The sequence below is a fragment of the Tardiphaga sp. 215_C5_N2_1 genome (genome assembly GCF_052076055.1).
GTDB classification, from domain to species: Bacteria; Pseudomonadota; Alphaproteobacteria; order Rhizobiales; family Xanthobacteraceae; genus Tardiphaga; species Tardiphaga robiniae.
In genome coordinates, this window is record NZ_CP197240.1 from 283792 (window position 1) to 310082 (window position 26291).

Sequence of the window (26291 nt, forward strand, 5' to 3'; positions counted from 1 at the left end):
AGCGCGCGACTTTCACACGACGGCAGGCGGATCGAAGGGGGCATTTCATCTGTGGGCAGACTGTGCTAAAGAGTGGGCCGAGCATAATTCTGCCCACTTCCGGTCACATCCCCGCACATCCGGTCACATCCCCGCACATGAAGAACGATCAGATCCTCGGAATCATCTCCGATTTCTGCCGACAGGCGGAGATGGCGGAGTCGACCTTCGGTCGCCGGGCCGTCAACGACGGCAAGCTGGTGAATCGCCTGCGTGAGGGAAAGCGCATCACTATCGACACGCTGGAGCGGATTCAGGCCTTCATCGCCCAGTCGATGCCGGAGGGCGTGCCGCCGCCACGCGGGCTGGAGCCGCCAATCGAGCGTCGCGATCCGCGCAGCAATTTCCGCTTCTTCGAGAACCGGCAGAAATACCTGCTGTTTGTCCATACCTGCTCGGAAAAGCGGGTCATTGCCGATCGCGTCGGCCTCGAATTGGCAAGCATCCATCCGCGCCCGCCAGCGCTGCGGGTGTTCGATGCGGGCGTCGGTGACGGCACGGTGCTGGCGCGGGTGATGCGCTCGATGCACGGCCGTTTTCCGCATATGCCGTTCTATATCGCCGGCAAGGAGCTCAGCCTGGAGGATGTGCGACTGACTCTCGACAAGGTGCCGGATCGGTTGTTCGAACATCCGGCCACGGTCTTCGTGCTGACCAACATGCATTATGCCGAGGCGCCCACACTGACCCCGGCATCGCCGGCCGCCGCGGCCGCCATGATCTGGCACGAAGTTCCGCTGCGGGGGGCTTCGTCCGGCGAATTCGCCGACCAGATCGCCGGACTTGGAGCTTTTCTTGAGGACAACTGGCGGGCCAGCATCAACCCCCGATCAGGCATGCCGACCTATGAACGGCCCGTGGCGCTGGTGGTTTATCGCGAGGATCACCGGTTCCTGCTGGATTCTATTATCCCCCGCGCAGGGCGCACGGAGGCCAATTTTGACCTGATTATCGCCTCCCAGCCCTATCGGGCGAAGTCTTCGGTGCAATTTCGGGCCAAACGGATCATGGCGCCGCTGGCCCGGGCGCTGCGGGCAGGTGGGCGACTGATCGGTATCCACTCGCATGGGCAGGACCCCGGTATGGAGATCGTCCAAGCCGTCTGGCCCAAAGAAAACCCTTTCGCCGTGAGCCGTCATGAGCTATTGCGCGCAGTGAAATACGAGCTGGGCTCAGCCGGCCGCGATCTGAACTTCAATGCCTATTCCGACCAGCGGTCGATCTTTCGCTACGCCATGGAGGCGCTGCCGAACGAGGTGACCGGATCGATCGGAACTTCGACGGCTTTTGCAGCGTGGAACGCGGCGGTTTACGTGGCTCAAATCGAGGATGACCGTTTGACGGAAGTGACGGAGAGCGGCCGTTACCTGGATGCCACCCGAGAAGTTTTGCGCAAGCACAACGGTCTCTGGTTCTACGACGAATCCTACGTCATCTCGCGGCGTCGCGACTGACATTTCTGGAACAATGTGACAAAGGCTGCCGGGCTCCGGCGCAACCTAGAGGACCAGTTGATGCGCGCGTCTTATCTCTTCACCAGTGAATCGGTTTCCGAAGGCCATCCCGACAAGGTCTGCGACCGTATCTCCGACGAGATCGTCGATCTGTTCTTCCGCGAAGGCCCGAAGGCGGGCATTGATCCCTGGGATATTCGCGCTGCCTGCGAAACCCTCGCCACCACCAACAAGGTTGTGATCGCCGGCGAGACCCGCGGTCCATCCACCGTCACCAACGACCACATCGAAGCCGTCGTTCGCGCCGCCATCAAGGACATCGGCTACGAGCAGGACGGTTTCCACTGGAAGACCGCCGACGTCGAGATTCTGCTGCATCCGCAGTCGGCCGATATCGCACAGGGCGTCGATGCCAAGCAGCCGACCAATGCCGAAGAAGGCGCTGGCGACCAGGGCATCATGTTCGGTTATGCCACCAACGAAACGCCCGAGCTGATGCCGGCACCGATCTTCTACGCGCACAAGATTCTGCGCCTGATCTCGGAAGCCCGTCATGCCGGTACAGAAAAGGTGCTCGGTCCGGACTCCAAGAGCCAGGTCACCGTGCAGTACGAAAACGGCAAGCCGGTCGGCGTGCGCGAAATCGTCGTCTCGCATCAGCATCTCGTTGAGGACATGACCTCGAACCAGGTGCGCGAACGCGTCGAGCCCTACGTCCGCAAGGCGCTGCCGGATGGCTGGATCAGCGACAAGACGATCTGGCACATCAACCCAACCGGCAAGTTCTTCATCGGCGGTCCCGATGGCGACGCAGGTCTCACCGGCCGCAAGATCATCGTCGATACCTACGGCGGCGCAGCCCCGCATGGTGGCGGTGCATTCTCGGGCAAGGACTCCACCAAGGTGGACCGTTCGGCCGCTTACGCTGCGCGTTACGTCGCCAAGAACATCGTTGCCGCAGGCCTCGCCGACAAGGCGACGCTGCAGCTCGCTTACGCCATCGGTGTGGCGCGCCCGCTGTCGATCTATGTCGACACCCACGGCACCGGCAAGGTCGCTGACGATGCCATCGAGAAGGCCGTTGCTGCCGCGATGGATCTGACACCGCGCGGCATCCGCAAGCATCTCGACCTCAACAAGCCGATCTACGCCCGTACGTCGGCCTACGGTCATTTCGGTCGCACGCCGGATGCCGACGGCGGCTTCTCCTGGGAGAAGACCGACCTCGTCGATGCGCTGAAGCGCAACGTCTGATCTTACTTCCCCTCTCCCCCGGCGAAGCTTTGCGCAGTGGGAGAGGGTGCCTTCGCGAAGCGAAGGCGGGAGAGGGCCTACGACCAGCCCCCTCTCCGAACCGAGTATGTCGTGACCGTCTGTGCAGCCCTCTCCCGCGAGGGGAGAGGGCGCAATTTTGAGCGTCCGCGAGAACCTCTCGCACTATAGGAACAAGGATTCAAATATGACCGCCCCCAACGGTTTCACCGACTACATCGTCAAAGACATCAACCTCGCCGCCTTCGGCCGCAAGGAGCTCTCGATCGCCGAGACCGAGATGCCAGGCCTGATGGCCACCCGCGAGGAATACGGCCCGAAGCAGGTACTGAAAGGCGCCCGCATCGCCGGCTCGCTGCACATGACCATTCAGACCGGCGTGCTGATCGAGACGCTGAAGGCACTCGGCGCCGACATCCGCTGGGTCTCGTGCAATATCTATTCGACCCAGGATCACGCCGCAGCCGCGATCGCCGCTGCCGGCATTCCGGTATTTGCCATCAAGGGCGAAACCCTGACCGAATACTGGGACTACACCGCAAAGCTGTTCGACTGGCACGGCGGCGGTCACCCCAACATGATCCTCGATGACGGCGGCGACGCCACCATGTATGTCCATCTCGGCCTCAAGGCAGAGAACGGCGACACGGCGTTCCTCGACAAGCCCGCTTCGGAAGAAGAGGAAGTGTTCTTCGCGCTGCTCAAGAAGCAACTCAAGGAAAAGCCGAAGGGCTATTTCAAGGCGATTGCCGAGAGCATCAAGGGTGTTTCGGAAGAGACCACCACGGGCGTGCATCGTCTGTACGACATGCAGAAGGCCGGTACGCTGCTGTGGCCCGCGATCAACGTCAATGACTCCGTCACCAAGTCGAAGTTCGACAACCTCTATGGCTGCCGTGAATCGCTGGTCGACGGCATCCGCCGCGGCACCGACGTGATGATGTCGGGTAAGGTCGCGATGGTCGCCGGCTTCGGCGACGTCGGCAAGGGCTCGGCCGCTTCGTTGCGCCAGGCCGGCTGCCGCGTGATGGTCTCCGAAGTCGATCCGATCTGCGCGCTGCAGGCGGCGATGGAAGGCTATCAGGTCGTCACGATGGAAGACGCCGCGCCTCAGGCCGACATCTTCGTCACCGCGACCGGCAACAAGGACATCATCACCATCGAGCACATGCGCGCGATGAAGGATCGTGCCATCGTCTGTAACATCGGTCACTTCGATAACGAGATCCAGATCGCGTCGCTGAAGAACCTGAAGTGGGACAACATCAAGCCGCAGGTCGACGAAATCACGTTCCCCGACGGTCACCGCATCATCATGCTGTCGGAAGGCCGCCTCGTGAACCTCGGCAATGCCATGGGTCACCCGTCCTTCGTGATGTCGGCATCCTTCACCAACCAGACGCTGGCGCAGATCGAACTCTATGCCAACAACAAGGACGGCAAGTACAAGAAGGAAGTCTATGTGCTGCCGAAGTCGCTCGACGAGAAGGTGGCGATGCTGCATCTCGCCAAGATCGGCGTGAACCTCACCAAGCTGCGCAAGGACCAGGCCGACTATATCGGCGTGAAGCAGGAAGGTCCGTTCAAGGCAGACCACTACCGCTACTGAGTTCGGTTTGCCTATGACGGGCGTCAGGTCATCGATGCGATAAACTCGCAGGCTGACCTGACGCTTGCTAAACCCGCACCGGTCGCAAGGTCCGGGCCAACTGCGGCTTGAGTGCCCATCGCAGTTGTGCCGGACGCAACATCAGTTGCTGTCTTCGACAGAGCTGTTCGAGCCTGCTCGCTATTAACGTTTTTACGAATCTCTTTTAGCAAGGCGACGGCTCCCGCCAATTGAGGGCAGGCGGCCGATGTGCCTGAGAAAATCCCCCAGCCCGTGCCCTTTCGGTTGGACGAGAAGTTCAGACCATCCAATGTGGAGGTGGGGGGAACCGGCAGCATGATATGATTTTTCTGCGGATTCGAGCCTGCCGCACCTACGACCCCACACAGATCGGGAATTCTACGCCCAGGATAGAACTGGCTCTCGAACGAGCTGGCATAGCTCGATGCTTCGAGTGATCCGTCCTCAAGGATGGTCACACCACCTGCCGAAATCACTTGGGGCATACAGCCTGGAAACGCGTGATGGCCGTTGCCTGAAGAGAACACAACGATAATGCCGGCTTGAACGGCGTCGGACAGGATGGTCTCGATATCGACCATCTCGTTGAAGAAATTTGGGTCCGCGATCTTGAGCTGATCACGCGACCTGACGTCTACATCATACCCCCATGAATTCGACATAACATCAGGACCGAGGCCGATCGCCGCTTCCAGTGAAGACGCCGCGCTGATGCTGCTCTTGACGCCATACACCGTGCAATCCGGCGCAATCGCGAATATATTGGCGCACTCGCCAGTGCCGTGTCCGGTTGGATCATCCTGCGGATTCTCTGCTCCTGGCGCGGCGGAAGCGATGAGTTTGTAGCCGTTCGCTGCGAAGAACGGGTGCGGGAAGAATCCGCTGTCGACCATAGCGACTTTGACGCCACGTCCGGTCCAGTCCTGTCGATGGGCACGCGGCGCGTTCAGCGCAGCGCGGACGTCATCGAGATGGAGATGGGGAACGTCTTCCGATGGCGGGCGATAGGAGGCGCTGTAAAATTCAATCGGACGAGGAATGTAGGCGTAGTCAATTGTATCCTTAAGCGGAGTGGGTATTTTGAGGGCCTTCTCTGGCACCAGGAAAGTTTCGGCTTGTGGCGTCCGGTTCTTGTGGCGATCAGAATATTCGCCGGGCTGCAACGTCACGCCGAACAGCTCATTGAACTCCTGTCGGCCCATTGCAAGCTCGACGCGATTCTTTTCGGTCGGTTTTACCTCTACCGATCTGTTTGCAGCGAAGTAGTTGAGAGCCGAACGTGCCCGAGCCGGATCTGGTGAGAATTCCTGCGGTTTTATCTGAATGGATTCCAGAGCAAAATCGAGCCGAGGTGCGCGGCTGCGCGATTTCGGCACCAACCGTACAACGACCTGATCCGCCATGATTACCCCCACCGATGGTTAGTTACGGAAACGGGGTCGGCCTTCTCGGAAAATATGCCCGATAACCCATCCCGCCCGGAAGCCGACCAAAGGTCGGCTCACCTTTAAATTGAGGTGAGTTCTCGATAAAATCAATGCGTGTTTCAAAGAATTGTTCAATTAAAGATTGCTTTCCTTCGACCATGAGGCTCCTTGGCGTAGCCGCCTCAATAGAAAAGCCTGCCGCATTAAGCTGGCTGCCCGCGGTTGTCGAGATCCCAGCGCTCGGGGAATCTAGAGCGATCCGTAGTGTCAGGATTGGGTCATTGTTGTCGGGCATTCGATACCTCGAACCGGCCTAGCCAAGATAATAGCACGAAACGTCCGGGTATCGAGCAGTCCTCCAGCTTTGTATCTTGCCGCGTTCGTGGTCCGCTCAGCGTAGAATATCCCGCACCATCGGAATGACCTTTGTTCCGTATAGCTCGATACACGTCATCAGCTTCTCATGCGGCAATGGCCCCGCGCTGTATTTCAGATCGAAGCGCGAAATGCCGAGCGCCTTCGCGGTTTTCGCGATCTTCTTCGCCACGGTCTCTGGCGATCCCACATAGAGCGATCCGTGTTCGGCTTCCTGATCGAATTCGCGGCGTTGCATCGGCGGCCAGCCGCGCTCCTTGCCGATGCGATCGCGCATTGCTTTGTAATCAGACCACAGTTCCTCACGCGCCTGCTCGTCGCTGACGGCGACATAGCCTGGCGAATGCACGCCGATCGGCTTCACCGGCCGATCGATCTGCACATAGGCGCGATGATAGAGATCGACATAGGGTTTGAACCGCTCGGGCTCACCGCCGATGATCGCCAGCATCAAGGGCAGGTCGTAGCGCACGGCGCGGACGACCGACTCAGGGCTGCCGCCGACGCCGATCCATGTTGTCAGATTGCCGGTTTCGATCGGCGGATAGACACGCTGATTGGTGAGGGGCGGGCGGGTCGTGCCGCTCCAGGTCACTTCTGGCTCAGACGCGAGCGCTGCGAACAGATCCAGCTTGTCCTCGAACAGCGTCTCGTACTGGTCGAGCTTGAAGCCGAACAGCGGGAAGGATTCTGTGAACGAGCCGCGGCCGAGGATGACTTCGGCCCGGCCGTTGGAGACAGCATCCACGGTGGCAAAGCGCTGGAAAACGCGGATCGGATCGTCGGAGCTCAGCACGGTCACGGCGGAACCGAGGCGAATGCGCTTGGTGCGTGCGGCGATGGCCGCGAGCACGACTTCGGGCGTCGATACGGCAAAGTCTGCGCGGTGATGCTCGCCGACGCCAAAGAAGTCGACGCCGAGCTGATCGGCGAGGACGGCCTCGTCGATGACATTGCGGATGACTTGTGCATGTGACAGCATTTCGCCGCCGGCGCCACGTGTGACGTCACCGAACGTGTCGAGACCTAGTTCGAGCGGCATGGATCGCTTCCCTGATGGAGCCGAAACGAAAAAGGCCGCGCATCATGCGCGGCCTTTCGCAATAAAGGCGTGCGGGCCTTACTTGAGTTTGGTTATTTCGAACTTCAAGGTGCCGATGCCATCGACGCCGCATTCGACCTTGTCGCCCGGCTGAAGCGCCGCAACGCCGGCCGGGGTACCGGTCAGGATGACGTCGCCGGCACCGAGTTCGACCTGCAGCGAGAGCTTCGCGATGATCTCGGCGATGTTCCAGATCATCTCGGACAGGTCGCCCTTCTGGCGTTCGGTACCGTTCACCGAGAGCCAGATCTTACCCTTGGAGGGATGGCCGACCTTCGAAGCGGGCACCAGCGCGCCGGTGGGCGCCGACATGTCGAACGACTTGCCGATTTCCCAGGGCTGCTCTTTCTTGCGCGAGATGGTCTGGAGGTCGCGGCGGGTGAGATCGACGCTGACGCCATAGCCCCAGACGTGATCGAGTGCCTTTTCCGGCGAGATGTTGAGGCCGCCGCTCTTCAGCGCGACAACGAGTTCGACCTCGTGCTGCATGTCCTTGGTCAGGGTCGGGTAGGGGATCTCGCTGCCATCTGGCACGATCATGTCGGCGTGCTTGGCGAAGAAGAAGGGAGGGTTGCGCTCGTCATTGCCGAGTTCGCGGATGTGCTCGAGATAGTTGCGGCCCACGCACCAGACACGGCGCACCGGGAATGTCGAAGTCTCGCCCTGAACGGCGATGGTGGCCTGTGGCGGAGGGGCGATAACGAACGATGCGGTCATGGACGGCTCTCGGGCTGGTTGTGAAGGCTGGGATCAAAAACGGATGCCGCGCTTGCGCGGCAGAAAACAAAAGCAAGTCTTACGCCGACGCATGAAGCGGTGCCAGCGGCGAAGCATCACGATGTTGCAAGCGGAAGAACGACGCGTAGCGTCCGCCACGGCGCAGCAGGTCGTCGTGGCGGCCGCGCTCGACGATCTCGCCGCCCTCGACCACAAGAATGGCGTCGGCGTGCATGATGGTGTGCAGGCGGTGCGCAATGACGATCGTGGTGCGATTCTGGCAGAGATGCTCGATGGCTTCCTGCACCGATTTTTCGGATTCGGAATCCAGTGCTGCGGTAGCTTCGTCCAGCAGGATGACCGGTGCGTTCTTCACCAGCGCGCGCGCAATAGCGATGCGTTGGCGCTGGCCGCCGGAGAGTTGTGCGCCATGCTCGCCGACCGGCGTCTCGTATCCGAGCGGGAAGCCCATGATGAAATCATGGGCGCAGGCGGCTTTGGCTGCCGCGACGATCTCGTCTTCCGTAGCTCCCGGTTTGCCGAAGGCGATGTTCTCGCGGATGGTGCCGCGGAACAGATAGACGTCCTGTCCGACATAGGCGGTCTGGCCGCGCAGCGAGCGCCGCGAAACCTGGCCGATCGACTGGCCGTCGATGGTGATATCGCCTTCGCTGACTTCGTAGAGTCGCAGCAGCAGCGCGAGCACGGTGGACTTACCGCCCCCGGACGGGCCGACCAGTGCGGTCACCTTGCCGGGCTCGGCGACGAAGCTCATGCGGTTGAGCACGACCTCGTTGGGGCGATAGCGGAACGTCACGTCATGCAATTCGACGCGCGCATCGGTCAGCTTAAGCGCCGGCTTGTGGTCGTCATTCGGCTCGGAAGCCGGGCTGTCGACGATTTCCAGCAGTGTATGCGCGCCAATGATCTGACTGTTGAGATCGATGTTCAGCCGCGCCAGCCGCTTCGCCGGCTCATAGGCCAGCAGGAAGGCGGTGACGAAGGAAAAGAATTGCCCGGGTGTCGCGCCCATCGCCACCACGCGATAGCCGCCATACATCAGCGACGCCGCGATGGCGAAGCCGCCGAGGGTTTCCATCAGTGGGCTGGAGCGGCTGGAAACACGCGCCATCTTGTTGGCGTTCTGCTCGACGGCCGTGATGCTCGCTTCCATGCGTTGCTGCATGGTCTGTTCGAGCGTGAAGGCCTTCACCGTGCGGATGCCCTGCAGCGATTCCTGCATCACTTCCAGAATCTCGGTGGTGCCGGTGAACTGGTTGCGGGCGAGCCCCTTGATGCGGCGGACCAGCTTGCGCAGCACCAACATCGCAGGCGGCGCCACCAGGAAGCCGAACAGCGCCATATAGGGGTCCTGCATCACCATTACGCCGACCAGCGCGATCAGTGACAAGAGATCACGGCCGACGGCGTTGATCAGCAGGCTGAGCACCTGGGTCACCGAATTGGCGCCGGCGGTGAGCCGCTGTAGGAATTCCGACGAATGCCGCTCCGAGAAGAAGCCGATGCTCTCGTTCATCAGCTTGGCAAAAAGCCGGCGCTGATTGTTGGCAACGATGGCGTTGGAGATCTTCGAGAGAATGACGGTGTGGCCGTAGGTTGAGGCGCCCTTGATCAGGAAGATCACCACCACGAAGCCCGAGAACAGTGCAATCCGCTCGATGCTCTTGTCCACATAGGCCTGGTTGATGACCTCGCCGAGCATATAGGCGGCGCCCGCGGTGGTGGCGGCGGAGACGGCCATCAGCAGGAAAGCCAGGAGGTAGCGCCGCCAATAGGTGACCGCCTGTTCGGCGACCAAGCGGCGGATCAGCGCCCAAGCGCCGTAAGGATCGTCAGTGACTTTGCGAGTAATCTTGGCCATCCGCGGTCCAGCGACGGCGCCGGGCAGGGATTTGCCAGGGCGCCCGGTCAGCTTGCGAAACAGCCGCCTGATTGCCCGTTAAATCGCGGTTTTTCAAGCCAAAATCGGGCTTGCCAAGACTTTGTTAACCCATTGGCCCAGCGACGTCCGCTGTGGGGGGCGGGCCGATTTTGTCCCAGAATCGCTCGAAAGCACGGCACGTGACCGGCACGCGCCGTGCTTCCGGTCGGCAGGATGCAACCCGATCAGAACCGGTAATTTACGCCTGCTTTCATGGTGTGGAACGTGGTATCGACCGCGATGCTGGAGTTGGAGGAGAAGCCATTGGCGACGTCGTTGACGGCAGTGGAGAACAGCGTGCTCCGGCCAAGATCCACATAGAGATACTCGGTCTTGAATGACCACTGCGGGGTGAACGCGTATTCGAGGCCCGCGCCGGCGGTCCAGCCCCACTGTGTCTGGCCGGCCGACACCGCCGCAATCTGGCCGAGTACACCATTCGGGCCGGTCAGAGTAAAGTTCCCGTTGGTGTTGACCCGGCCATAGGCGCCGCCGCCGGTGCCGTACAGGAACACGCGGTCCCATGCATAGCCGAGCCGTCCGCGAATCGTGCCGAACCATTCGACTTCGGAGCCGGTGCCGAATGCCGCGGACGTGGTCACGCCGTTATTGTTCAGCGTCTGATTGCCCTCGAAGCGGCCCTTGATGCCGGACCACTGGAAGTCGGTCTCGATGCCGACAACGAAGCCGCCGTTGTATTGATAGTTGTAGCCAGCCTGTCCACCACCGAAGAAACCGCTCGAGGTCAGGCTGAAATTGCCGTTGGTGTTGGCAACGAGCGCGGCTGCCTCGGCCTGCAACTGCCGCTGTGTAGCCTGAAACGGATAGTCGAACTTGTCGCCGCCGAAACCAACATTGGCGCCGACATAGAAGCCGGTCCAGGAGAACACCTGGATGGGCGCGACGGGCGCCTTCACCGGATAGGGCATGTCGGCCGCAATGGCAGGAACGGCTGCACCGATAAACAGTGCTGCGCCAGCGAATACTCTCTTCATGATTAGGCCCCTCAGTTTCTTGCTCTCGGCAAGTGATTTTCGATGCATCGCCGTCATCAGCGATCGCATGTGAGAAGTGTCGTCGGGCCAAGGCATCTGCGAATGATGCCGGGACTCGCGGCTTCCCCGTGCACAATGACAGGGCCGGCGGAGAGGTCTTGTTCACGCGCGTAGCAGATTTTAGTTCTCGCGCACTGCCACTAAACTTCGCGTCGATGTGGCGTTGTCGCAACAGCACATAAGCGCACTGTACAAATACGGTGGCAGAACATCGCTCTGCCGATATTTTTCGTGATGAGTTTGTTTTGTGTTGCTACACTATCCGCCGGAAATGAGTTGGACGTATGCATCAGGCTAGTTTCGTCTCAGATGGATTTGATCCGGAATTGCTGGATCACCAGAAATTCGCGCTGTGGTGCGAAAATATGGAAGCGCTCACCTGCTGCGTGGACATCACACGTGCTGAAGATCGGCCATTCTCGGCCTTCGTGCACTGGGCAGATTATTCGAAGGTGCGGGTCACGCGGTTCGGCGGCACGTTCAGTCGAATCCGGCGATCCAGAACGGCAATCTCGCGCGGACCCGACGATGATTTCTGTTTGATGTTTCATCGAGGCGAGGGGACGCTGGTTGTCGATCAGGTGGGGCGCGAGACGGCCTTGTCGTCTGACCGCGCATTTATTGGTACAAACGGACGTCCGGCCGATTTGCGGTCGGATGCGAATTTTTCGTCGACGACGCTGACTGTCAGTAGGGAGCGCCTGTTGCCCCTCATTGGCAATGTCGACGATCTCCTTATCCAGCCGCTCGACGAACGGCGCGCAGTCGTGGCCCATTTGCGGCGCTACATCGAAATCTCTGTCGATCTCCTGCGCGATCCGCATGATGCGGAGCTCGACAGCCATATCAGCACGACCCTCCTGGATCTGACTGCGCTAGCGCTTGGCGCGCGCGGTGACGCCGCGCAACTCGCTTCGATGCGCGGTCTGCGCGCGTCACGGACGCAGGAGATTATTGCTGAGATCGACCGCCATTTCGCCGATCCGGATTTTTCAGTGGGGCAGGTCGCGCGTCGGTTGGATTTGTCGCCGCGCTATCTCCAGGATCTTCTGCAAGATACCGGCTCGAGTTTCACCGAACGCCTTCTGGAGTGCCGTCTGCAACATGCAATGCGTTTGCTGACGAGCGAGCAGGGCGATCGGCTGAAGATCAGTGAGATCGCGCTGGCCAGTGGCTTCAACGAGATCTCATACTTCAATCAGCGGTTTCGACGGCGTTTCGGAGAGACGCCGACGCAGTGCCGGCGCTGATCGGATGCTTAGGCCGACTTCGCTATCAATTCGATCCCATAGCGCTCTCGGGCTAGCTTTTCTTCCCAGGCCAGTGCGTGCCGGGCGATCGTTTCAAGATCGTCGTATTGCGGTGTCCAGTTCAGCGTGGCGCGGATCCGGGACGTATCGGCGATCATGGTCATGATATCGCCGTCGCGGCGCGGAGCGTATTGAACCGCGAAGTTTCGGCCCGATGCGTGTCGCACGGCCTCGATGGTTTCCAGCACCGAATAGCCGCGGCCATAGCCGCAATTCAGGGTGGTCGATGCTCCGCCTTCGCGCAGGTAGCTCAGCGCGGCGCGGTGGGCCTGCACAAGATCGCTCACATGGATGAAGTCGCGGATGCAGCTTCCGTCGGGCGTCGGGTAATCGGTCCCGAACACGTCGATCTTGCTGCGCTGGCCGGTGGCGGCCTCGACGGCGATCTTGAGGAGATGCGTCGCGCCCATGGTGGCCAGACCAGTGCGGCCCTGCGGATCGGCACCGGCAACGTTGAAGTAACGCAGCACGACGAATTCCATGCCATAGGCCGGGGCGATGTCGTGCAGCATGATCTCGGTCATCAGCTTCGATGACCCGTAAGGTGATAGCGGACGCGTTGGGGCATCTTCTGCCACTGGCGTGAAATCGGGATTGCCGTAAACGGCAGCAGTCGACGAGAAAATGAAGCGCTTGACGCCGCATTTCACCGCTGCGCTGAGCAGGTTGCGTGTCGTCATCGTGTTGTTGCGGTAATAGCTGAGCGGGTCGCGCATCGATTCCGGGACGACGACAGAGCCTGCAAAATGGATGATGGCATCGATGCCATGGGCGGCGATCACGCCCTCGACAAGATTTTCGTCAGCGACATCGCCGATAAACAGCGGAACGCCCTCGGGGAGATATGTTGAGAAGCCCGTCGACAAATTGTCGATCACGACTACGCTCTCGCCGGCTTCCACCAGCGCATGGACCATGTGACTTCCGATATAACCGGCGCCGCCGGTGACAAGGACGGTCATTGGATTTACTCACTCTCCCGTTTTGGGAACGCTATCGCGCCCGGGATGAAGAGTGGGTTTCGACGGCCGGCAACTGGCCACTATGCTTAATGTTGCGTATAGGAAATCGGGCGAAATGGAGTCACCTGTGCCGATTGCGGGCAAAACGGCCGATAAATTGCAGCTGATCGTCACGAATCTGCACTGGCGCTACTCCGGTGTGACGGCGACCAATCGCATGGTGGCGCCGAAACTCGCAGACATGTTCGACGCGGCTTGGCTCGGATCCGACGCGCCCGCCGGCATTGCGCGCATGGACATCGGCGATCTCATGAAATTGTGGCTGCGCCGCAAGCCGGTGATCTGGCACGCGCGGCGCAACAACGAGATGATTGCCGGCGTTCTGCTCAAGGCGCTCGGGTGGCCGCTGAAACTGCTCTTTACCTCGGCTGCGCAGCGCCATCATACGTGGATCACGCGCTGGCTGATCGGCAGGATGGACGCCATCATCGCCACCAGCGAGATCTCCGCGTCGTATCTGAAACGGTCTGCGACGGTGGTGACGCATGGTGTGGATACCGACCGCTACGCGCCGCCCATCGATCGCCGAGCGGCGTTTGCCGAGGCGAAGCTACCGGGGCGCTATGCAATCGGCTGCTTCGGCCGCGTGCGCGCGCAGAAGGGCACCGATCTGTTTGTCGAGGCGATGTGCGAGTTGTTGCCGCGCTATCCGGATTTCACGGCGGTTATCGTCGGCGCGATCACGCCGGATCAGATCGGCTTCGCCAATGAGCTCAAGAAGAAGATCGCCGATGCCGGTCTGCAGTCGCGCATCGTCATCACCGGCGAGTTGCCGATCGAAGACGTCGAGCGATGGTATCAACGCCTGACGATCTACGCTTTCACTTCGCGCAATGAAGGCTTCGGTCTGACGCTGATCGAGGCGATGTCGGCGGGAGCCGCGTTGGTCGCAACGCGTGCGGGCGCCGCGGAGATCGTGGTCGAGGAGGGCGTGACCGGCAAGCTCGTGCCAACCGGCGATGCAGTGGCACTCACGCTGGCATTGGAGCCGCTGATGCGCAATCCCGATGCCGCTGCAACCATGGGCACACATGCGCGCCAGCGTGTGCTCGACAAATTCAGCCTCGATGCGGAAGCGCGAGGAATCGCTGAGGTTTATCGCAGGCTGCTCTGACCCTGCAGGATATCCGCAACGAACGCGTCCAAGTCTCCGCCTGCAAACAGGAAGCCGGGCAGGTGCGCAGCCTTGGCCGCTTCGATATCCGAATCGCGGTCGCCGATGGCAAAACTGCCTTTGCGTTGCACAGGCCAGTGCTGCATCAGATCGAGGATCATGCCCGGGCTCGGCTTGCGCCAGTGATGATCTTCCAGATAGCCAGCAACTGATCCGGCCGGATGATGCGGGCAATAGCGGACGTCATCGATGCGGGCGCCTTGTGCGGCGAGTTCGGAGCGCATCCACTTAAACAGCGTATTGAGTTCGTCTTCGGTGAAATAACCGCGTGCGACGCCGGACTGGTTAGAAAACAGGAAGACGAAGTAACCGGCATCATTGAGCCGGCGAATAGCCTTGGCCGCGTTCGGCATCCAGCGGATGCGATCGGATGTGCCCATATAGCCGTCGTCGTAATTGATGACGCCGTCGCGATCGAGAAACGCTGCGGGCTTTGCTTGCGTGGTCGTCATATCTGCGCGCTTCTGTTGGACGCCTCGGCCATCACGCTCTGGATAATCTCGGCGACATCGTCGGCCGGAATGTCCCGCATGCAGGCATGGTTGTTCATGGTGCAGACCGGTCTGTGACACGGCTGGCACGGAACGATGGTCTTGGTCTGCACGGTTGCCGCCAGCGGATTGAGCGGTCCCCAAAGCTGTGGGCTGGTCGGTCCGAAAATGCCGACGGTCGGCGTGCCGACAGCCGCCGCGATATGCATCAGGCCGGAATCATTGGCCACGGCGACATTGGCGGCGGCCATGCCGATCACGCCATTGCGCAGGTCGTTGGTGGTAAGATCGCGCGCGCGGGGACCAGCGGCAGCAATGATCTCATTGGCGAGGTCCTTCTCGCTAGGGCCGCCGATGACCCAGACGTCCAGCCCGCGCTCGACCAGCAGTTTTGCCGCCTCGGCGTAACAGGTCCAGCGCTTGGAGGAGCCGACCGAGCCGGGACCGAGCGCGACCGCCGGACCGGTTCCCAGCCCATTGGCCTGCCGCCAGCGCGCGATCTCGTCGGCGGGTACACGGAACTGGGGCACCGGCCATTCCGGCGGCAGCGGCGTACCATCTGGCAGCGCCAGCGCGCATTTCTTGTCGATCATGCGCGGCAGCTTCTTTTCGCCCCAGCGCCACTGATTGATCAGGCCGAAGCGCGCCTCGCCAACAAAGCCGATACGCTCCGGGATGCCGGCCAGAGCGGGTGCCAGGGCCGATTTCCAGGTCCGCGGCATTACCAGCGCGGTGCCATAGTTCCGAGCGCGCAGGGTGGCCGCCAGTTCCCATTGCTTGGCGAGCGCGAGCTGGCTGCGCGGCAGGTCCCAGACGATGCCTGCGCGCACGCCCGGCATGTAGTCGACCAGCGGGGCGACCAGTCTGGTCACCAGCAAATCGACCGGCCGGTTCGGCCAGCGCTCTTTCAGAACCCGGACGACCGTATGACCCCGAACGAAATCACCGATCCACATATAGGGCACGATCAGGATCGGCCGGGTATCGTCCGGATCGACCATCACGCCCTGGTATGGGGAATTTACGTTCATTCTTTCAAGGACTTCGCTGTTCTGCCGCAGGCAACATCCGGCTCAAATCGGTACCCGCTCCGTTCCGGCAGGTAAAGCCATTTGGGTTGCTTCCAAATATGTCCCCACGGTCTTTATGACATCCCTGCGCCCAAGTTGCCTGTGGGGCAGGGTTGAGGCAAAGGTGGGTCAATCATGAGATCGGGGACTTCATGCTGCTTGTGACCGGGGGAGCCGGTTTTATCGGATCGAATGTCGTGGCCGCGTTGAATGACGCCGGCCGCGCGGACGTGGCCGTCTGCGATGTGCTCGGTCATGATGGAAAATGGCGTAATCTTGCCAAGCGGCAACTTGCGGATGTGGTGCCGCCAGCCGAGCTGATGGACTGGCTGAAGGGCCGCAAGCTCGATGCGGTCATTCATCTCGGCGCGATTTCGGAAACCACCGCGACCGACGGTGATCTTGTGATCGAGACGAATTTCCGCCTCTCGATGCGCCTGCTGGACTGGTGCACGGCCAATGCGACGCCGCTGATTTATGCATCGTCCGCTTCGACCTATGGCGATGGTGCGCACGGTTTTCGCGACGAGCAGACCATTCCCGAACTCAAAAAACTGCGGCCGATGAATCTCTACGGCTGGAGCAAGCACCTGTTCGACCTCGCGGTGGCCGAGCGCGTCGCCAAGGGCGAGAAGATGCCGCCGCAATGGACCGGCCTGAAGTTCTTCAATGTGTTCGGGCCGAACGAGTACCACAAGGGCTCGATGATGAGCGTGCTGGCGCGGCGCTTCGACGACATCAAGGCCGGCCGCGGCATCCAGCTGTTCAAGTCGCATCGCGAAGGTATTGCCGATGGCGATCAGCGCCGCGACTTCATCTATGTCGAGGACGTCGTCCGCGTAATGATGTGGCTGCTGGCGTCACCCAATGTCAGCGGCATCTTCAATGTCGGGACGGGAACCGCGCGCAGCTTCAAGGATCTGATGCTGGCTGCCTACACTGCACTCGGCACCAGGCCGAACATCGACTATATCGACATGCCCGAGCAGATTCGCGGCAGCTATCAGTACTTCACGCAGAGCGAAGTCGATCGGTTGCGCGGCGCCGGCTACAACGGCGGTTTTACAACATTGGAAGATGCGGTCTCGCATTATGTGAGGGGCTTCCTCGACCAGCCCGATCGCTTCCGTTGACGGCACAACAGGTACCGGTGTGATGTTTGATTTCGACGCCCTGTCGCACGCGATTGCCGACCAGACAGTGCTCTGCGTCGGCGATCTGATGATCGACGAATTCGTCTATGGCGAGGTGTCGCGGATTTCGCCGGAAGCGCCTGCGCCGGTCATCGCGGTCCAGCGCAGCGAGATCAATATTGGCGGCGCCGGCAATGTCGCACGTAATATTGCAGCCCTCGGCGCGAAATGCATCTTTGTCGGTCTGGTCGGTGAGGACGATGCCGGTGCAACGCTCAAGAATGCGCTCGCGCAGGAGCCTCTGATCGAAGCATTGCTGGTCACGGATTCATCGCGCCCGACGACGCGCAAGGTGCGCTTCGTGTCCGAGCATTTCGCGACGCATATGCTGCGCGCCGACTGGGAACTGGCTGCGCCCGCGTCCGCCGCCATCGAGAAGCAATTGATCGATACAATTTTGCCGCAACTCGCGCGTGTCGACATCGTACTGCTGTCCGACTACGCCAAGGGCGTGCTGACCGCGCGGGTGATCCGCAACGTCATCGACGCGGCGAAGAAGCTCCGCAAGCGCGTCATCGTCGATCCCAAGAGTGCAAATTTTGCGATTTATCGCGGCGCGACCTTGCTGACGCCGAACCGCAAGGAATTCGCCGAGGCAACGCGTAGCCGTGCAGACAGCGACATCAACATCGCGACCGCCGCGCAGGAAGCGATGATTCTGGCGGACTGCGCCGCGATGCTGGTGACCCAGAGCGAGCATGGCATGACGCTGGTGCCGCGCGATGGCGAGCCCATCCATGTGCCAGCGCTGCCGGTCAAGGTGCGCGACGTCTCGGGTGCCGGCGACACGGTGGCGGCGATGCTGGCTGTAGCGCTCGCGGCCGGAGCTGACTGGGAAGCGGCATTGCGCGCGGCAACTGCCGCAGCAGCGGTCGCTGTCAGCAAGAAGGGGACGGCGGTGGTCACACCGTCCGAACTGCGTCGCCGGATTTTGCCGCATGCATTTCTGGCCGCTGAAGAGAAAATCGTGGCATCGACTGAGCTCAATGCGCAACTGGCCGACTGGCGCAAACAGCAGTTGCGGATCGGTTTCACCAATGGCTGTTTCGATATCCTGCATCCCGGTCATGTAAAGGTTCTGACGGCTGCGCGCGCGACTTGCGATCGCCTGATCGTCGGCCTCAACAGCGACGCGTCGGTGAAGCGTCTGAAGGGCGAGGGGCGCCCGGTGCAGGACGAACGCGCTCGCGCAGAAGTGCTTGCGGCGCTGGAGGCGGTCGATCTGGTCGTGATTTTCGAAGAGGATACCCCACTGAACCTGATTACGCAGATCGCGCCGGCGACGCTGGTCAAAGGCGGCGATTACACGCGAGAGCAGGTGGTTGGCCATGAGGTTGTCGCCGCCAACGGCGGAGAGGTGATCCTGATCGATATCCTCCAAGGCCACAGCACGACGTCGCTGGTCGAGCGCGCGCGCAGCGGACAGTCATGACACGCATCACACAGTTTTCTGCCCGTAACTGGCTGATTGCGACGCATGACGCCATCGTCACGGCGGCCGCGGTCGTTCTCAGCTTCGTGCTGCGTTTCGATGGCGAAAATCTGTGGGATCGGCTGCCGCTGCTCCTGAAGATCCTGCCGTATTTCGTCGTCTTCAGCTTTTTCGTCTGTTACCTGTTCAATCTGACGACGACGAAGTGGCGCTTCATTTCGCTGCCCGATTTGCTGAATATCATCAAGACATCCACGGTGTTGACGGGCGCACTTCTGGTGCTCGACTACATCTTCCTGGCGCCGAACGTGTACGGCACGTTCTTCCTCGGCAAGACAACGATCATTATCTACTGGTTCATCCAGATCTTCTTTCTGAGCGGATCGCGACTGGCCTATCGCTATTTCCGTTATACACGTACGCGCAATCAGGCGCGCGCGATGGATGCGTCACCGGCACTGCTGATCGGTCGTGCGGCCGATGCCGAGGTGTTCTTGCGCGGCATTGAGAGTGGTGCCGTCAAGCGCATGTGGCCGGTTGGTATCTTGTCGCCGGCGATGTCCGACCGCGGACAGGCGATCCGAGGTGTGCCGGTCCTGGGCGGCATCGATGATCTCGGTAATGTCGTTGATGACTTCAGCACGCGGCAACGCCCGATCGAACGGATCGTGATGACGCCGTCGGCGTTTGAAGCAGAGGCGTTGCCCGAGTCGGTATTGATGCGTGCGCGCAAGCTCGGGCTGACGGTTAGCCGGATTCCGTCGCTCGAGGAAAGCCGCGATACGCCGCAATTGGCGCCGGTGGCAGTCGAGGATCTGTTGCTGCGGCCGAGCGTCAAGATCGACTATGCCCGACTGGAGAATTTCGTGCGCGGCAAGGCGATCGTCGTGACCGGCGGTGGCGGCTCGATCGGCTACGAGATCTGCGACCGCGTCATCACCTTCGGCGCGGCACGGCTGCTCATTATCGAGAATTCGGAGCCGGCGCTTCATGCGGCTATGGAAAAGCTGGCGGCCAAAGTCACCAGCGCAGCGATCGAGGGCCGCATCGCCGATGTCAGGGACCGCGAGCGCATTCATCAACTGATGATCGCCTTCAAGCCGGATGCGGTGTTTCACGCAGCCGCGCTGAAACATGTGCCGATCCTGGAGCGTGACTGGGGCGAGGGTGTCAAGACCAACATCTTCGGTTCTGTGAATGTCGCCGATGCGGCGCTCGCATCGGGCGCTGATGCGATGGTGATGATCTCGACCGACAAGGCAATCGAGCCGGTGTCGATGCTCGGCCTCACCAAGCGTTTTGCCGAGATGTATTGCCAGGCGCTCGATGGCGACGCCATCAGCGGCAGTGACGCCAAATCACCCATGCGGCTAATCTCGGTGCGGTTCGGTAATGTTCTGGCGTCGAATGGGTCCGTCGTGCCGAAGTTCAAGGCGCAGATCGAAGCCGGTGGGCCGGTGACGGTGACGCATCCCGATATGGTGCGCTACTTCATGACCATCCGCGAGGCCTGCGATCTAGTCGTCACCGCTGCAACCCATGCGATGAATGCGCAGCATGCCGACGCATCGGTCTATGTGCTCAGCATGGGGCAACCGGTGAAGATCGTCGATCTCGCCGACCGCATGATCCGGCTGTCCGGTCTTCAGCCCGGCTACGATATCGATATCGTGTTCACCGGTGTCCGACCGGGCGAGCGGCTCAACGAGATATTGTTCGCCGAGCAGGAGCCAACCAGCGAGATCGGTATTGCCGGCATCGTCGCTGCCCGCCCGAACGAACTGCCGTTGGAGACGCTGAACAGCTGGCTTGCGATCTTGCGGAAAGCCATTGAGGCGGATCAACACGAGGTCGCTGTGGCGACGCTGAAGGATGCGGTGCCGGAATATCGGGCGGCGGCACAGTGAGTCTGCGTCAGCGGCGCGGCGTCGAGAATGCCCGCAATGCCGTGGCGACGGCGACGCTGCCAAGGACAAGCAGAGCTGTGTCGGCGACGCCTGAGCGGAAATAGATCGACAACCCGGCCAGGGCCGCCAGCCCGATATTGAGTACGAACACCGTTCGCACCACCTCGATCACGGTGAAGCCATTGTCCGTCGCGCGCTGATAGAAGTGCGAGCGATGCGCCAGCCATACCGGTTCGCGTTTTGTCAACCGCCGCAGCAGGGTGATGGTCGCATCGGCAAGGTAATACAGCGGCAGCAGGATGGCGGCAGCCAGATGGTGCGCATAGGCGAGTTGCAGGAAGCACCAAGCCAGCAACAGCCCGATGGGGAGGCTGCCGACGTCGCCCAGAAACATCTTCGCAACGGGCCGATTGAACGGCGCGAAGCCGAGTGTGGCGCCGCAGAGCGCAGCGGCAATGAACGCCGTCGATAACGGCAGTTGCCCGGAGAAGCCGATCAGCACCAGCGCTGCGGTGATCGGAATCACTTCGGCCACTGTGATCCAGTCGAGCCCATCCATGAAATTCACGAGATTGACGAACCAGAGTGCGGCCAGCAGCAGCAAGCCGCGTTCGATCCAGAGAGGCAGGTCCGGTGTGATCTGCAGTGTCGGGGGCAGGGCAAACAGGATCGCAGCGATACTCACGGCTTGCAGCAGCAGTCGCGGCGTCACGGAAATCGGACGCAGATCATCAATCGCGCCGATGGTCGCGATCAGGATCGTTGCACCGAACAGCACCCACAGTGCCGGTGTCGCTGAGGCGGGAAGAACTGCAACGGAGAGCCCGGCCACCAGCAGTGTGACTGATATCACCGCGATGCCGGCGCCTTGCGGCGTCGGCACTTTGTGGGACGATCGGGCATTCGGTCGCGCCATTGCATAGCGGATGAGCAGCGGATGAATAGCGTTGATGCAAACCGCGGACAGAACGGCGGCTACAACCAGAGCGACGAAGGTTGTAATCAATTCGAATGACGACATCGGGATGACATTGATCGCAGGAAAGACATGCGTTGCGGGGAAGATTTGGGTCGCAATGAGACAAATAGTTCTGAGTTATGCACGGCGGCTCTTCTTACCCTGTTTTCATGGCATAGCTAGCGGCGAAGGCCGCGCTTCTGACGCAATCGGATGCTGCGATGCCGAAGTGTTGCAACATCATCGCCTGGATGGCTAATGGAATGCGACACGGATCGTCATGCAACATGGCGATTTCTGGCGAATGTCTGGGGACACGATGTCTGAACAACCCATCCTTGTCACCGGTGCTGCCGGCTTCATCGGTTTCCACGTGACGCGGCAGTTGCTGGCCGAAGGCCGAACGGTCGTTGGTCTCGATAGCGTCAACAGCTATTACGATCCGGCGCTGAAGGAGGCGCGGCTGAAGCTGCTGGAGGGCCAGCCTCGCTTTACCTTTGTGAGAGCGAATCTGGCAGATCGTCCCGCGATCTCGGCGCTGTTTGGCGAATACAAATTCCCTGTTGTCATTCATCTCGCTGCGCAGGCGGGGGTGCGCTATTCCATCGATCAGCCGCACGCCTATGCCGATGCCAATCTCGAGGGTTTTCTCAATATCCTCGAAGGATGCCGGCACAATGGCTGTGAACATCTGCTTTATGCGTCGTCATCGTCGGTCTATGGCGCCAACAAGAAGAAACCGTTTTCCGTCAGCGACAGGGTAGACAATCCGATCAGCCTTTATGCCGCGACGAAGAAGGCCAACGAGTTGATGGCGCATTCCTACAGCCATCTCTATCGCCTGCCGACCACCGGGCTGCGTTTCTTCACCGTCTATGGTCCTTGGGGTCGGCCGGATATGGCGATCTTCCTGTTTACCAAGGCGATTCTCGACAAGCAGCCGATCAAGCTCTTCAATCACGGCAACATGCGACGCGACTTCACCTATGTCGACGACGTTGTCGGTGCTATCGGGCGGCTGATTGATCATGTGCCGACGGGTAGCGAGGACGAGGCGCCAGCGCGAATCTACAACGTCGGTAACCACAAGCCAGAGGACCTTTTGCATGTGGTCTCGGTTCTTGAGAAGGAACTGGGGCTTGAGGCGATCAAGACGATGCTGCCGATGCAGCCGGGCGATGTGCCTGAGACTTTTGCCGATGTGGACGATCTGATGCGTGACGTCGGCTTCAAACCGGATACCTCGATCGAGGAGGGGATTCGGCAATTCGTGACGTGGTATCGCAGCCACTACGGTAATCTGAACGCGAAGGGTTGAGAGCGACTGATGAGCAAGCGCATTATTCCCCTGATCATGTGTGGCGGTGCCGGTACGCGCCTGTGGCCGTCGTCGCGTGAGGGGCGCCCGAAGCAATTTCTGCCATTGTTCGGACCGCGCTCGACCTTTCAGGACACCGTGATTCGTGTATCCGATACTGGCTTGTTCGATCGTCCCATTGTCATCACCAGTGCCGCCTATCGGTTCATGGTGCGCGAACAACTCGCCGAGATCGGGCTCGATGCAGACATTCTGCTCGAGCCGGCGCGGCGCGATTCAGGCCCGGCCATTGCCGCCGGTGCCGCGTTCGCCCAAACCCGCGATGAGGATGCGGTCGTGCTTGCACTTGCGGCTGATCACGTGGTGCGCGACGTGCCGGCTTTCGTGGCGGCGTGCCGGGCTGGTCTGGTGGTTGCCGATGCCGGGCACATCGTGACGTTCGGCGTGCAACCGGAGCGTCCGGCCACCGAATACGGCTATATTTCACCAGGCCAGGTGCTTTCCGGCGAGGTGAAGAGTGTCGCCAAATTCGTCGAGAAGCCGGACCTGCAGACGGCAACCGGTTATATTGAGGCCGGCTATCTCTGGAACAGCGGCAACTTCATGTTTCGGGCGGGGATGCTGCTCGATGAATATCGTGGTGTCGACGCCGATAGTGTCGAGACCATCACCAGCGCTGTGGCGAAGGCCGGCCGCGATCTCGGCTTCTTTACGCTCGATGCGGACGCTTTCGGGAAGGCAAAATCGATCTCTGTCGACTATGCCGTAATGGAGAAGACGAGGAAGGCGGCCGTGGTGCCGGTGTCCTGCGGCTGGTCGGATGTCGGCTCGTGGCTCGCAGTGTGGGAGCTGTCTGACAAGGATGCGCAGGGCAATGCCGCGCAGGGGGTGGCGGTGTTCGAGGACTCGCGCAACTGCAACGTGGCCAGCGATGGTCCGGTGGTGGCGCTGGAGGGCGTCGACGATCTCGTGGTGGTGGCGACGCACGACGCCGTGCTGGTCTCCCGTCAGAAGGATGCCAACGGCTTGAAACGGCTTGTGGCGAAGCTGAAGGTCACGGCGCCGCAGGTCACCGAGGATCATCTCAAGGTGCATCGCCCATGGGGATCCGTGCAGGCCCTTGAGGATGGCGAGCGCTATCAGGTCAAGCGCCTTGTGGTGAAAGCCGGAGAGCGGCTGTCACTCCAAATGCACCACCATCGCTCCGAGCACTGGATCGTTGTGCGTGGTACCGCGAAGGTGACGATCAACGATCAGAACAAGACCGTCCACGAGAACGAGTCGATCTACATCCCGCTCGGTGCCACGCACCGTCTGGAAAACCCTGGTAAAATTCCGCTCGAGCTGATCGAGGTGCAGACGGGCAGCTACCTTGGCGAGGACGACATCGTTCGCATCGAGGATGACTACAAGCGGAGCTAGCGGGCGCCGGGCGATACTCGCCCGAATCGATGCACCCACAGCGTGCATTCGCCTGAATTGGTGCCGGTGAGGGGCTACCACGATCCCTTCATGTCGTATCTTTTTCCATTTTACGAAATAGCGATGATTGCCACAATTGGGCGCGCGCTGGTCCGGCCAACGCGCATTCGTTGTCCTGGGGCCGGTTCTGCCACTCACGAAATCGTATTAACCTGTTGTTAGGTATTGATAAATGCCTGAAATCAGAGACGAAAATGACAGCGCCGTGACGGATAAGCGGACCGTGCCGCCTCCGGACGAGGTAATGCATTCTTGCAACAATGAGTCAGTTTTCGATCCAAAATGTGGCTTTCGGATTGCGGCAAGTTCCGTTTCTTGTTAGCGCTCAATCCATGAAGCAGATCGCAAAGATTTTCCTTGTAGTTGTATTGCTGGGATCGAGCGGCAAGTTCGCTCATGCAGCCGAACCATTTTTCATTCTTGACGCCATCAATCAGGCGGTAAAGACGAACCCAGGTGTCGGCGAGGCGTCTGCCAATCGCCGCGCCACCGAAGCGGAACTTCGCCAGAGCCAAGGTACTTTGCTGCCTCAGATCAGGCTGCAGGCGAATACCGGTCCCGAGATGTTGAACCGGGCAATCGTTCCTGCGCCGGCCGGCAATGGCTCCTATGTCAACGGCAGCGAGGCGTCGGTAACGGTGCGCCAGCTGGTGTTCGACGGCTTTGCGTCGATCAACGACATCTGGCGTCAGGCTGCGCGCGTCGATGCTGCTGCGTTCCGGGTGCTTGAACGGACCGAACTGATCGCGCTCGATGCGGCAGAAGCCTATGTCGATGTGACGCGCTATTTGCGTCTGGTCGCGTTGGCCGAACAAAATCTCAAGGTTCATCTCGAACTGCGCGCCAACGTCCGTGCGCGTTTCGCTGGCGGTCGCGCCGGTGAGGGCGATACCCAGCAGGCGGAAGAGCGGGTGGCTGCAGCAGAAGCCGTGTTGTCGGATTTCCGCCTCAGCCTCGATTTTGCGCGCGCCAAGTATCGCAAGACCGTCGGTCTTGAGCCGTTCAATGTGCGTTTCCCCGGTCGCTTGCCGGATATGCCGGCAACCAAGAACGAGTCGCTTGACGTCGCCTTCAAGTACAATCCGACGATCCGCGCCGCTGGCGCAGATGTCGATGCGGCCAAGCGTGCTTTCGACTCGACCGCCGGCGCATTCGTTCCGAACGTCGCCCTGGAAGGCCGCGCGCTGCGCGGCAAGGACTCAATCACCTATCCGGGCAATCGCGACGAAGTCAGCGGCAAGGTTGTTGTGAGCTGGGATATCTTCCGCGGCGGTCAGGATGCGTGGAAGCGCGCCGAAGCTGGCGAACGCATGATTGAGCAGCAGCAGCGCCATGCACGCCTGCAGCGTGATGCGCTGGAGTCGCTCGACAAGGCGTGGGCTGCGCGGACGATCACGACGGAACGTGCAGCGGCGCTGGTGCGTGAAGTTGAAGCGGCTCGCCGTACTTTCGTGGCCTACAACAAGGAATACGAGCTCGGCCAGCGCACGCTGATCGATCTGCTGAACTCGCAGAACCAGTACTTCAACGCCAACGTCTCGCTGGTGTCTGCACGCGGCGTCACCGTGTTCGCCGACTATCAGTTGCTGGCGGCCATGGGACAGTTGCTGTCCTATCTGAAGACCGGCAAGCCGCCGGAGTCTGAGCCGATCGAGAGCCGTGCATCCGGCCTGATCCCGTATCGCCTGCCCCCGATCCTGCTGACGGCGCCGGAGCCGGGATCCGAACCGCTTAATACGGTTTTGCCCTTCCAGACCTGGAATTCGCCTTTCGCACCGGCGCTGGAACCGAAAGCCGTGCTGTTCGGTGATCGCTGGGCCTCGCAAGATCTGTCGAACGCCAACGCATTGTTCGTGACATCGGGCCAGGTCGGGCAGGGCAGCGTGTCGGCCGATGCTTCTGCGGGGCGCCGTTAACCAAT

Annotated in this window: 21 protein-coding genes; 11 read left to right on the forward strand and 10 right to left on the reverse strand. The window is 60.8% G+C overall.

The features are described 5' to 3' along the window. Positions 1-137: 137 nt before the first annotated feature. The 3 genes from AB7828_RS01290 to ahcY all read left to right on the forward strand — a co-directional run bounded on the left by AB7828_RS01290 (position 138) and on the right by ahcY (position 4374). On the forward strand, positions 138-1493 hold the full coding sequence (locus tag AB7828_RS01290) for a hypothetical protein (RefSeq protein WP_089268228.1): 1356 nt from the start codon (positions 138-140) through the stop codon (positions 1491-1493). Positions 1494-1553: 60 nt separating this feature from the next. Continuing rightward, positions 1554-2747: a methionine adenosyltransferase gene (metK, locus tag AB7828_RS01295; RefSeq protein ID WP_089268239.1), complete on the forward strand. Its 1194-nt coding sequence runs from the start codon at positions 1554-1556 to the stop codon at positions 2745-2747. 205 nt (positions 2748-2952) lie between these two features. Continuing rightward, on the forward strand, positions 2953-4374 hold the full coding sequence (gene ahcY / locus AB7828_RS01300) for an adenosylhomocysteinase (RefSeq protein ID WP_231077436.1): 1422 nt from the start codon (positions 2953-2955) through the stop codon (positions 4372-4374). 23 nt (positions 4375-4397) lie between these two features. On the opposite strand, the gene AB7828_RS01305 is transcribed toward ahcY, so the two are convergent. The 6 genes from AB7828_RS01305 to AB7828_RS01330 form a co-directional block, all read right to left on the reverse strand. Then, positions 4398-5798, reverse strand: a complete 1401-nt coding sequence (locus AB7828_RS01305; protein WP_231077435.1) for a S8 family serine peptidase — start codon at positions 5796-5798, stop codon at positions 4398-4400. Between the two features lie 22 nt (positions 5799-5820). Further along, entirely contained in the window at positions 5821-6117 is a 297-nt protein-coding gene (locus tag AB7828_RS01310; protein ID WP_231077434.1) for a hypothetical protein, read from the reverse strand. A 96-nt stretch (positions 6118-6213) separates the two neighbouring features. Beyond that, entirely contained in the window at positions 6214-7239 is a 1026-nt protein-coding gene (locus AB7828_RS01315; protein ID WP_441229177.1) for an LLM class flavin-dependent oxidoreductase, read from the reverse strand. A gap of 78 nt (positions 7240-7317) precedes the next feature. Continuing rightward, complete coding sequence (locus tag AB7828_RS01320; RefSeq protein ID WP_441229178.1) at positions 7318-8016, reverse strand: fumarylacetoacetate hydrolase family protein; 699 nt, start codon at positions 8014-8016, stop codon at positions 7318-7320. 79 nt (positions 8017-8095) lie between these two features. Next, positions 8096-9898, reverse strand: a complete 1803-nt coding sequence (locus AB7828_RS01325; protein WP_093761976.1) for an ABC transporter ATP-binding protein — start codon at positions 9896-9898, stop codon at positions 8096-8098. Positions 9899-10143: 245 nt separating this feature from the next. Further along, a complete protein-coding gene (locus tag AB7828_RS01330) occupies positions 10144-10953 on the reverse strand; it encodes an outer membrane protein (protein ID WP_441229179.1) in 810 nt (269 codons plus the stop codon). A 386-nt stretch (positions 10954-11339) separates the two neighbouring features. On the opposite strand from AB7828_RS01330, the gene AB7828_RS01335 reads away from it, so the two are divergent. Further along, the gene (locus AB7828_RS01335; protein WP_441229180.1) at positions 11340-12263 is read left to right on the forward strand and encodes an AraC family transcriptional regulator; all 924 of its coding nucleotides are present in this window, start codon (positions 11340-11342) and stop codon (positions 12261-12263) included. Between the two features lie 8 nt (positions 12264-12271). Here the strand turns inward: AB7828_RS01335 and galE are convergent, their stop codons facing one another. Continuing rightward, positions 12272-13285, reverse strand: a complete 1014-nt coding sequence (gene galE / locus AB7828_RS01340) for a UDP-glucose 4-epimerase GalE (protein ID WP_441229181.1) — start codon at positions 13283-13285, stop codon at positions 12272-12274. 115 nt (positions 13286-13400) lie between these two features. Here galE and AB7828_RS01345 point away from each other — a divergent pair, with 115 nt between their 5' ends. Continuing rightward, the gene (locus AB7828_RS01345) at positions 13401-14459 is read left to right on the forward strand and encodes a glycosyltransferase (RefSeq protein WP_441229182.1); all 1059 of its coding nucleotides are present in this window, start codon (positions 13401-13403) and stop codon (positions 14457-14459) included. Here the strand turns inward: AB7828_RS01345 and AB7828_RS01350 are convergent. After that, the gene (locus tag AB7828_RS01350; RefSeq protein WP_093761968.1) at positions 14441-14971 is read right to left on the reverse strand and encodes an HAD family hydrolase; all 531 of its coding nucleotides are present in this window, start codon (positions 14969-14971) and stop codon (positions 14441-14443) included. The two genes, AB7828_RS01345 and AB7828_RS01350, sit on opposite strands and share 19 nt — an antisense overlap. Further along, positions 14968-16041 carry a lipopolysaccharide heptosyltransferase II gene (gene waaF / locus AB7828_RS01355; RefSeq protein ID WP_441229183.1) on the reverse strand — a complete coding sequence of 358 codons (1074 nt, stop codon included), beginning with the start codon at positions 16039-16041 and terminating at the stop codon, positions 14968-14970. Before waaF ends, AB7828_RS01350 begins: the two co-directional genes overlap by 4 nt. A gap of 191 nt (positions 16042-16232) precedes the next feature. Here waaF and rfaD point away from each other — a divergent pair, with 191 nt between their 5' ends. From rfaD to AB7828_RS01370, 3 genes are read left to right on the forward strand one after another with little or no spacing between them, the layout of a single operon-like run. Beyond that, positions 16233-17213 carry an ADP-glyceromanno-heptose 6-epimerase gene (rfaD, locus tag AB7828_RS01360; protein ID WP_441229184.1) on the forward strand — a complete coding sequence of 327 codons (981 nt, stop codon included), beginning with the start codon at positions 16233-16235 and terminating at the stop codon, positions 17211-17213. A 22-nt stretch (positions 17214-17235) separates the two neighbouring features. Beyond that, positions 17236-18705, forward strand: a complete 1470-nt coding sequence (rfaE1, locus tag AB7828_RS01365) for a D-glycero-beta-D-manno-heptose-7-phosphate kinase (RefSeq protein ID WP_441229185.1) — start codon at positions 17236-17238, stop codon at positions 18703-18705. Then, positions 18702-20612 carry an SDR family NAD(P)-dependent oxidoreductase gene (locus AB7828_RS01370; RefSeq protein ID WP_441229186.1) on the forward strand — a complete coding sequence of 637 codons (1911 nt, stop codon included), beginning with the start codon at positions 18702-18704 and terminating at the stop codon, positions 20610-20612. The genes rfaE1 and AB7828_RS01370 overlap by 4 nt, the downstream gene beginning before the upstream one ends. A 7-nt stretch (positions 20613-20619) precedes the next feature. On the opposite strand, the gene AB7828_RS01375 is transcribed toward AB7828_RS01370, so the two are convergent. After that, positions 20620-21633, reverse strand: coding sequence for an MraY family glycosyltransferase (locus AB7828_RS01375; RefSeq protein WP_439068184.1), 1014 nt, complete (start codon positions 21631-21633; stop codon positions 20620-20622). A 256-nt stretch (positions 21634-21889) separates the two neighbouring features. Between AB7828_RS01375 and AB7828_RS01380 the strand changes: the two genes are divergently transcribed. The 3 genes from AB7828_RS01380 to AB7828_RS01390 all read left to right on the forward strand — a co-directional run bounded on the left by AB7828_RS01380 (position 21890) and on the right by AB7828_RS01390 (position 26286). Further along, complete coding sequence (locus tag AB7828_RS01380) at positions 21890-22888, forward strand: NAD-dependent epimerase (protein WP_439068185.1); 999 nt, start codon at positions 21890-21892, stop codon at positions 22886-22888. Positions 22889-22897: 9 nt separating this feature from the next. Further along, positions 22898-24310: a mannose-1-phosphate guanylyltransferase/mannose-6-phosphate isomerase gene (locus AB7828_RS01385; protein ID WP_441229187.1), complete on the forward strand. Its 1413-nt coding sequence runs from the start codon at positions 22898-22900 to the stop codon at positions 24308-24310. A gap of 392 nt (positions 24311-24702) precedes the next feature. After that, the gene (locus AB7828_RS01390; RefSeq protein ID WP_093761952.1) at positions 24703-26286 is read left to right on the forward strand and encodes a TolC family outer membrane protein; all 1584 of its coding nucleotides are present in this window, start codon (positions 24703-24705) and stop codon (positions 26284-26286) included. The last annotated feature ends 5 nt before the right edge of the window (positions 26287-26291 follow it).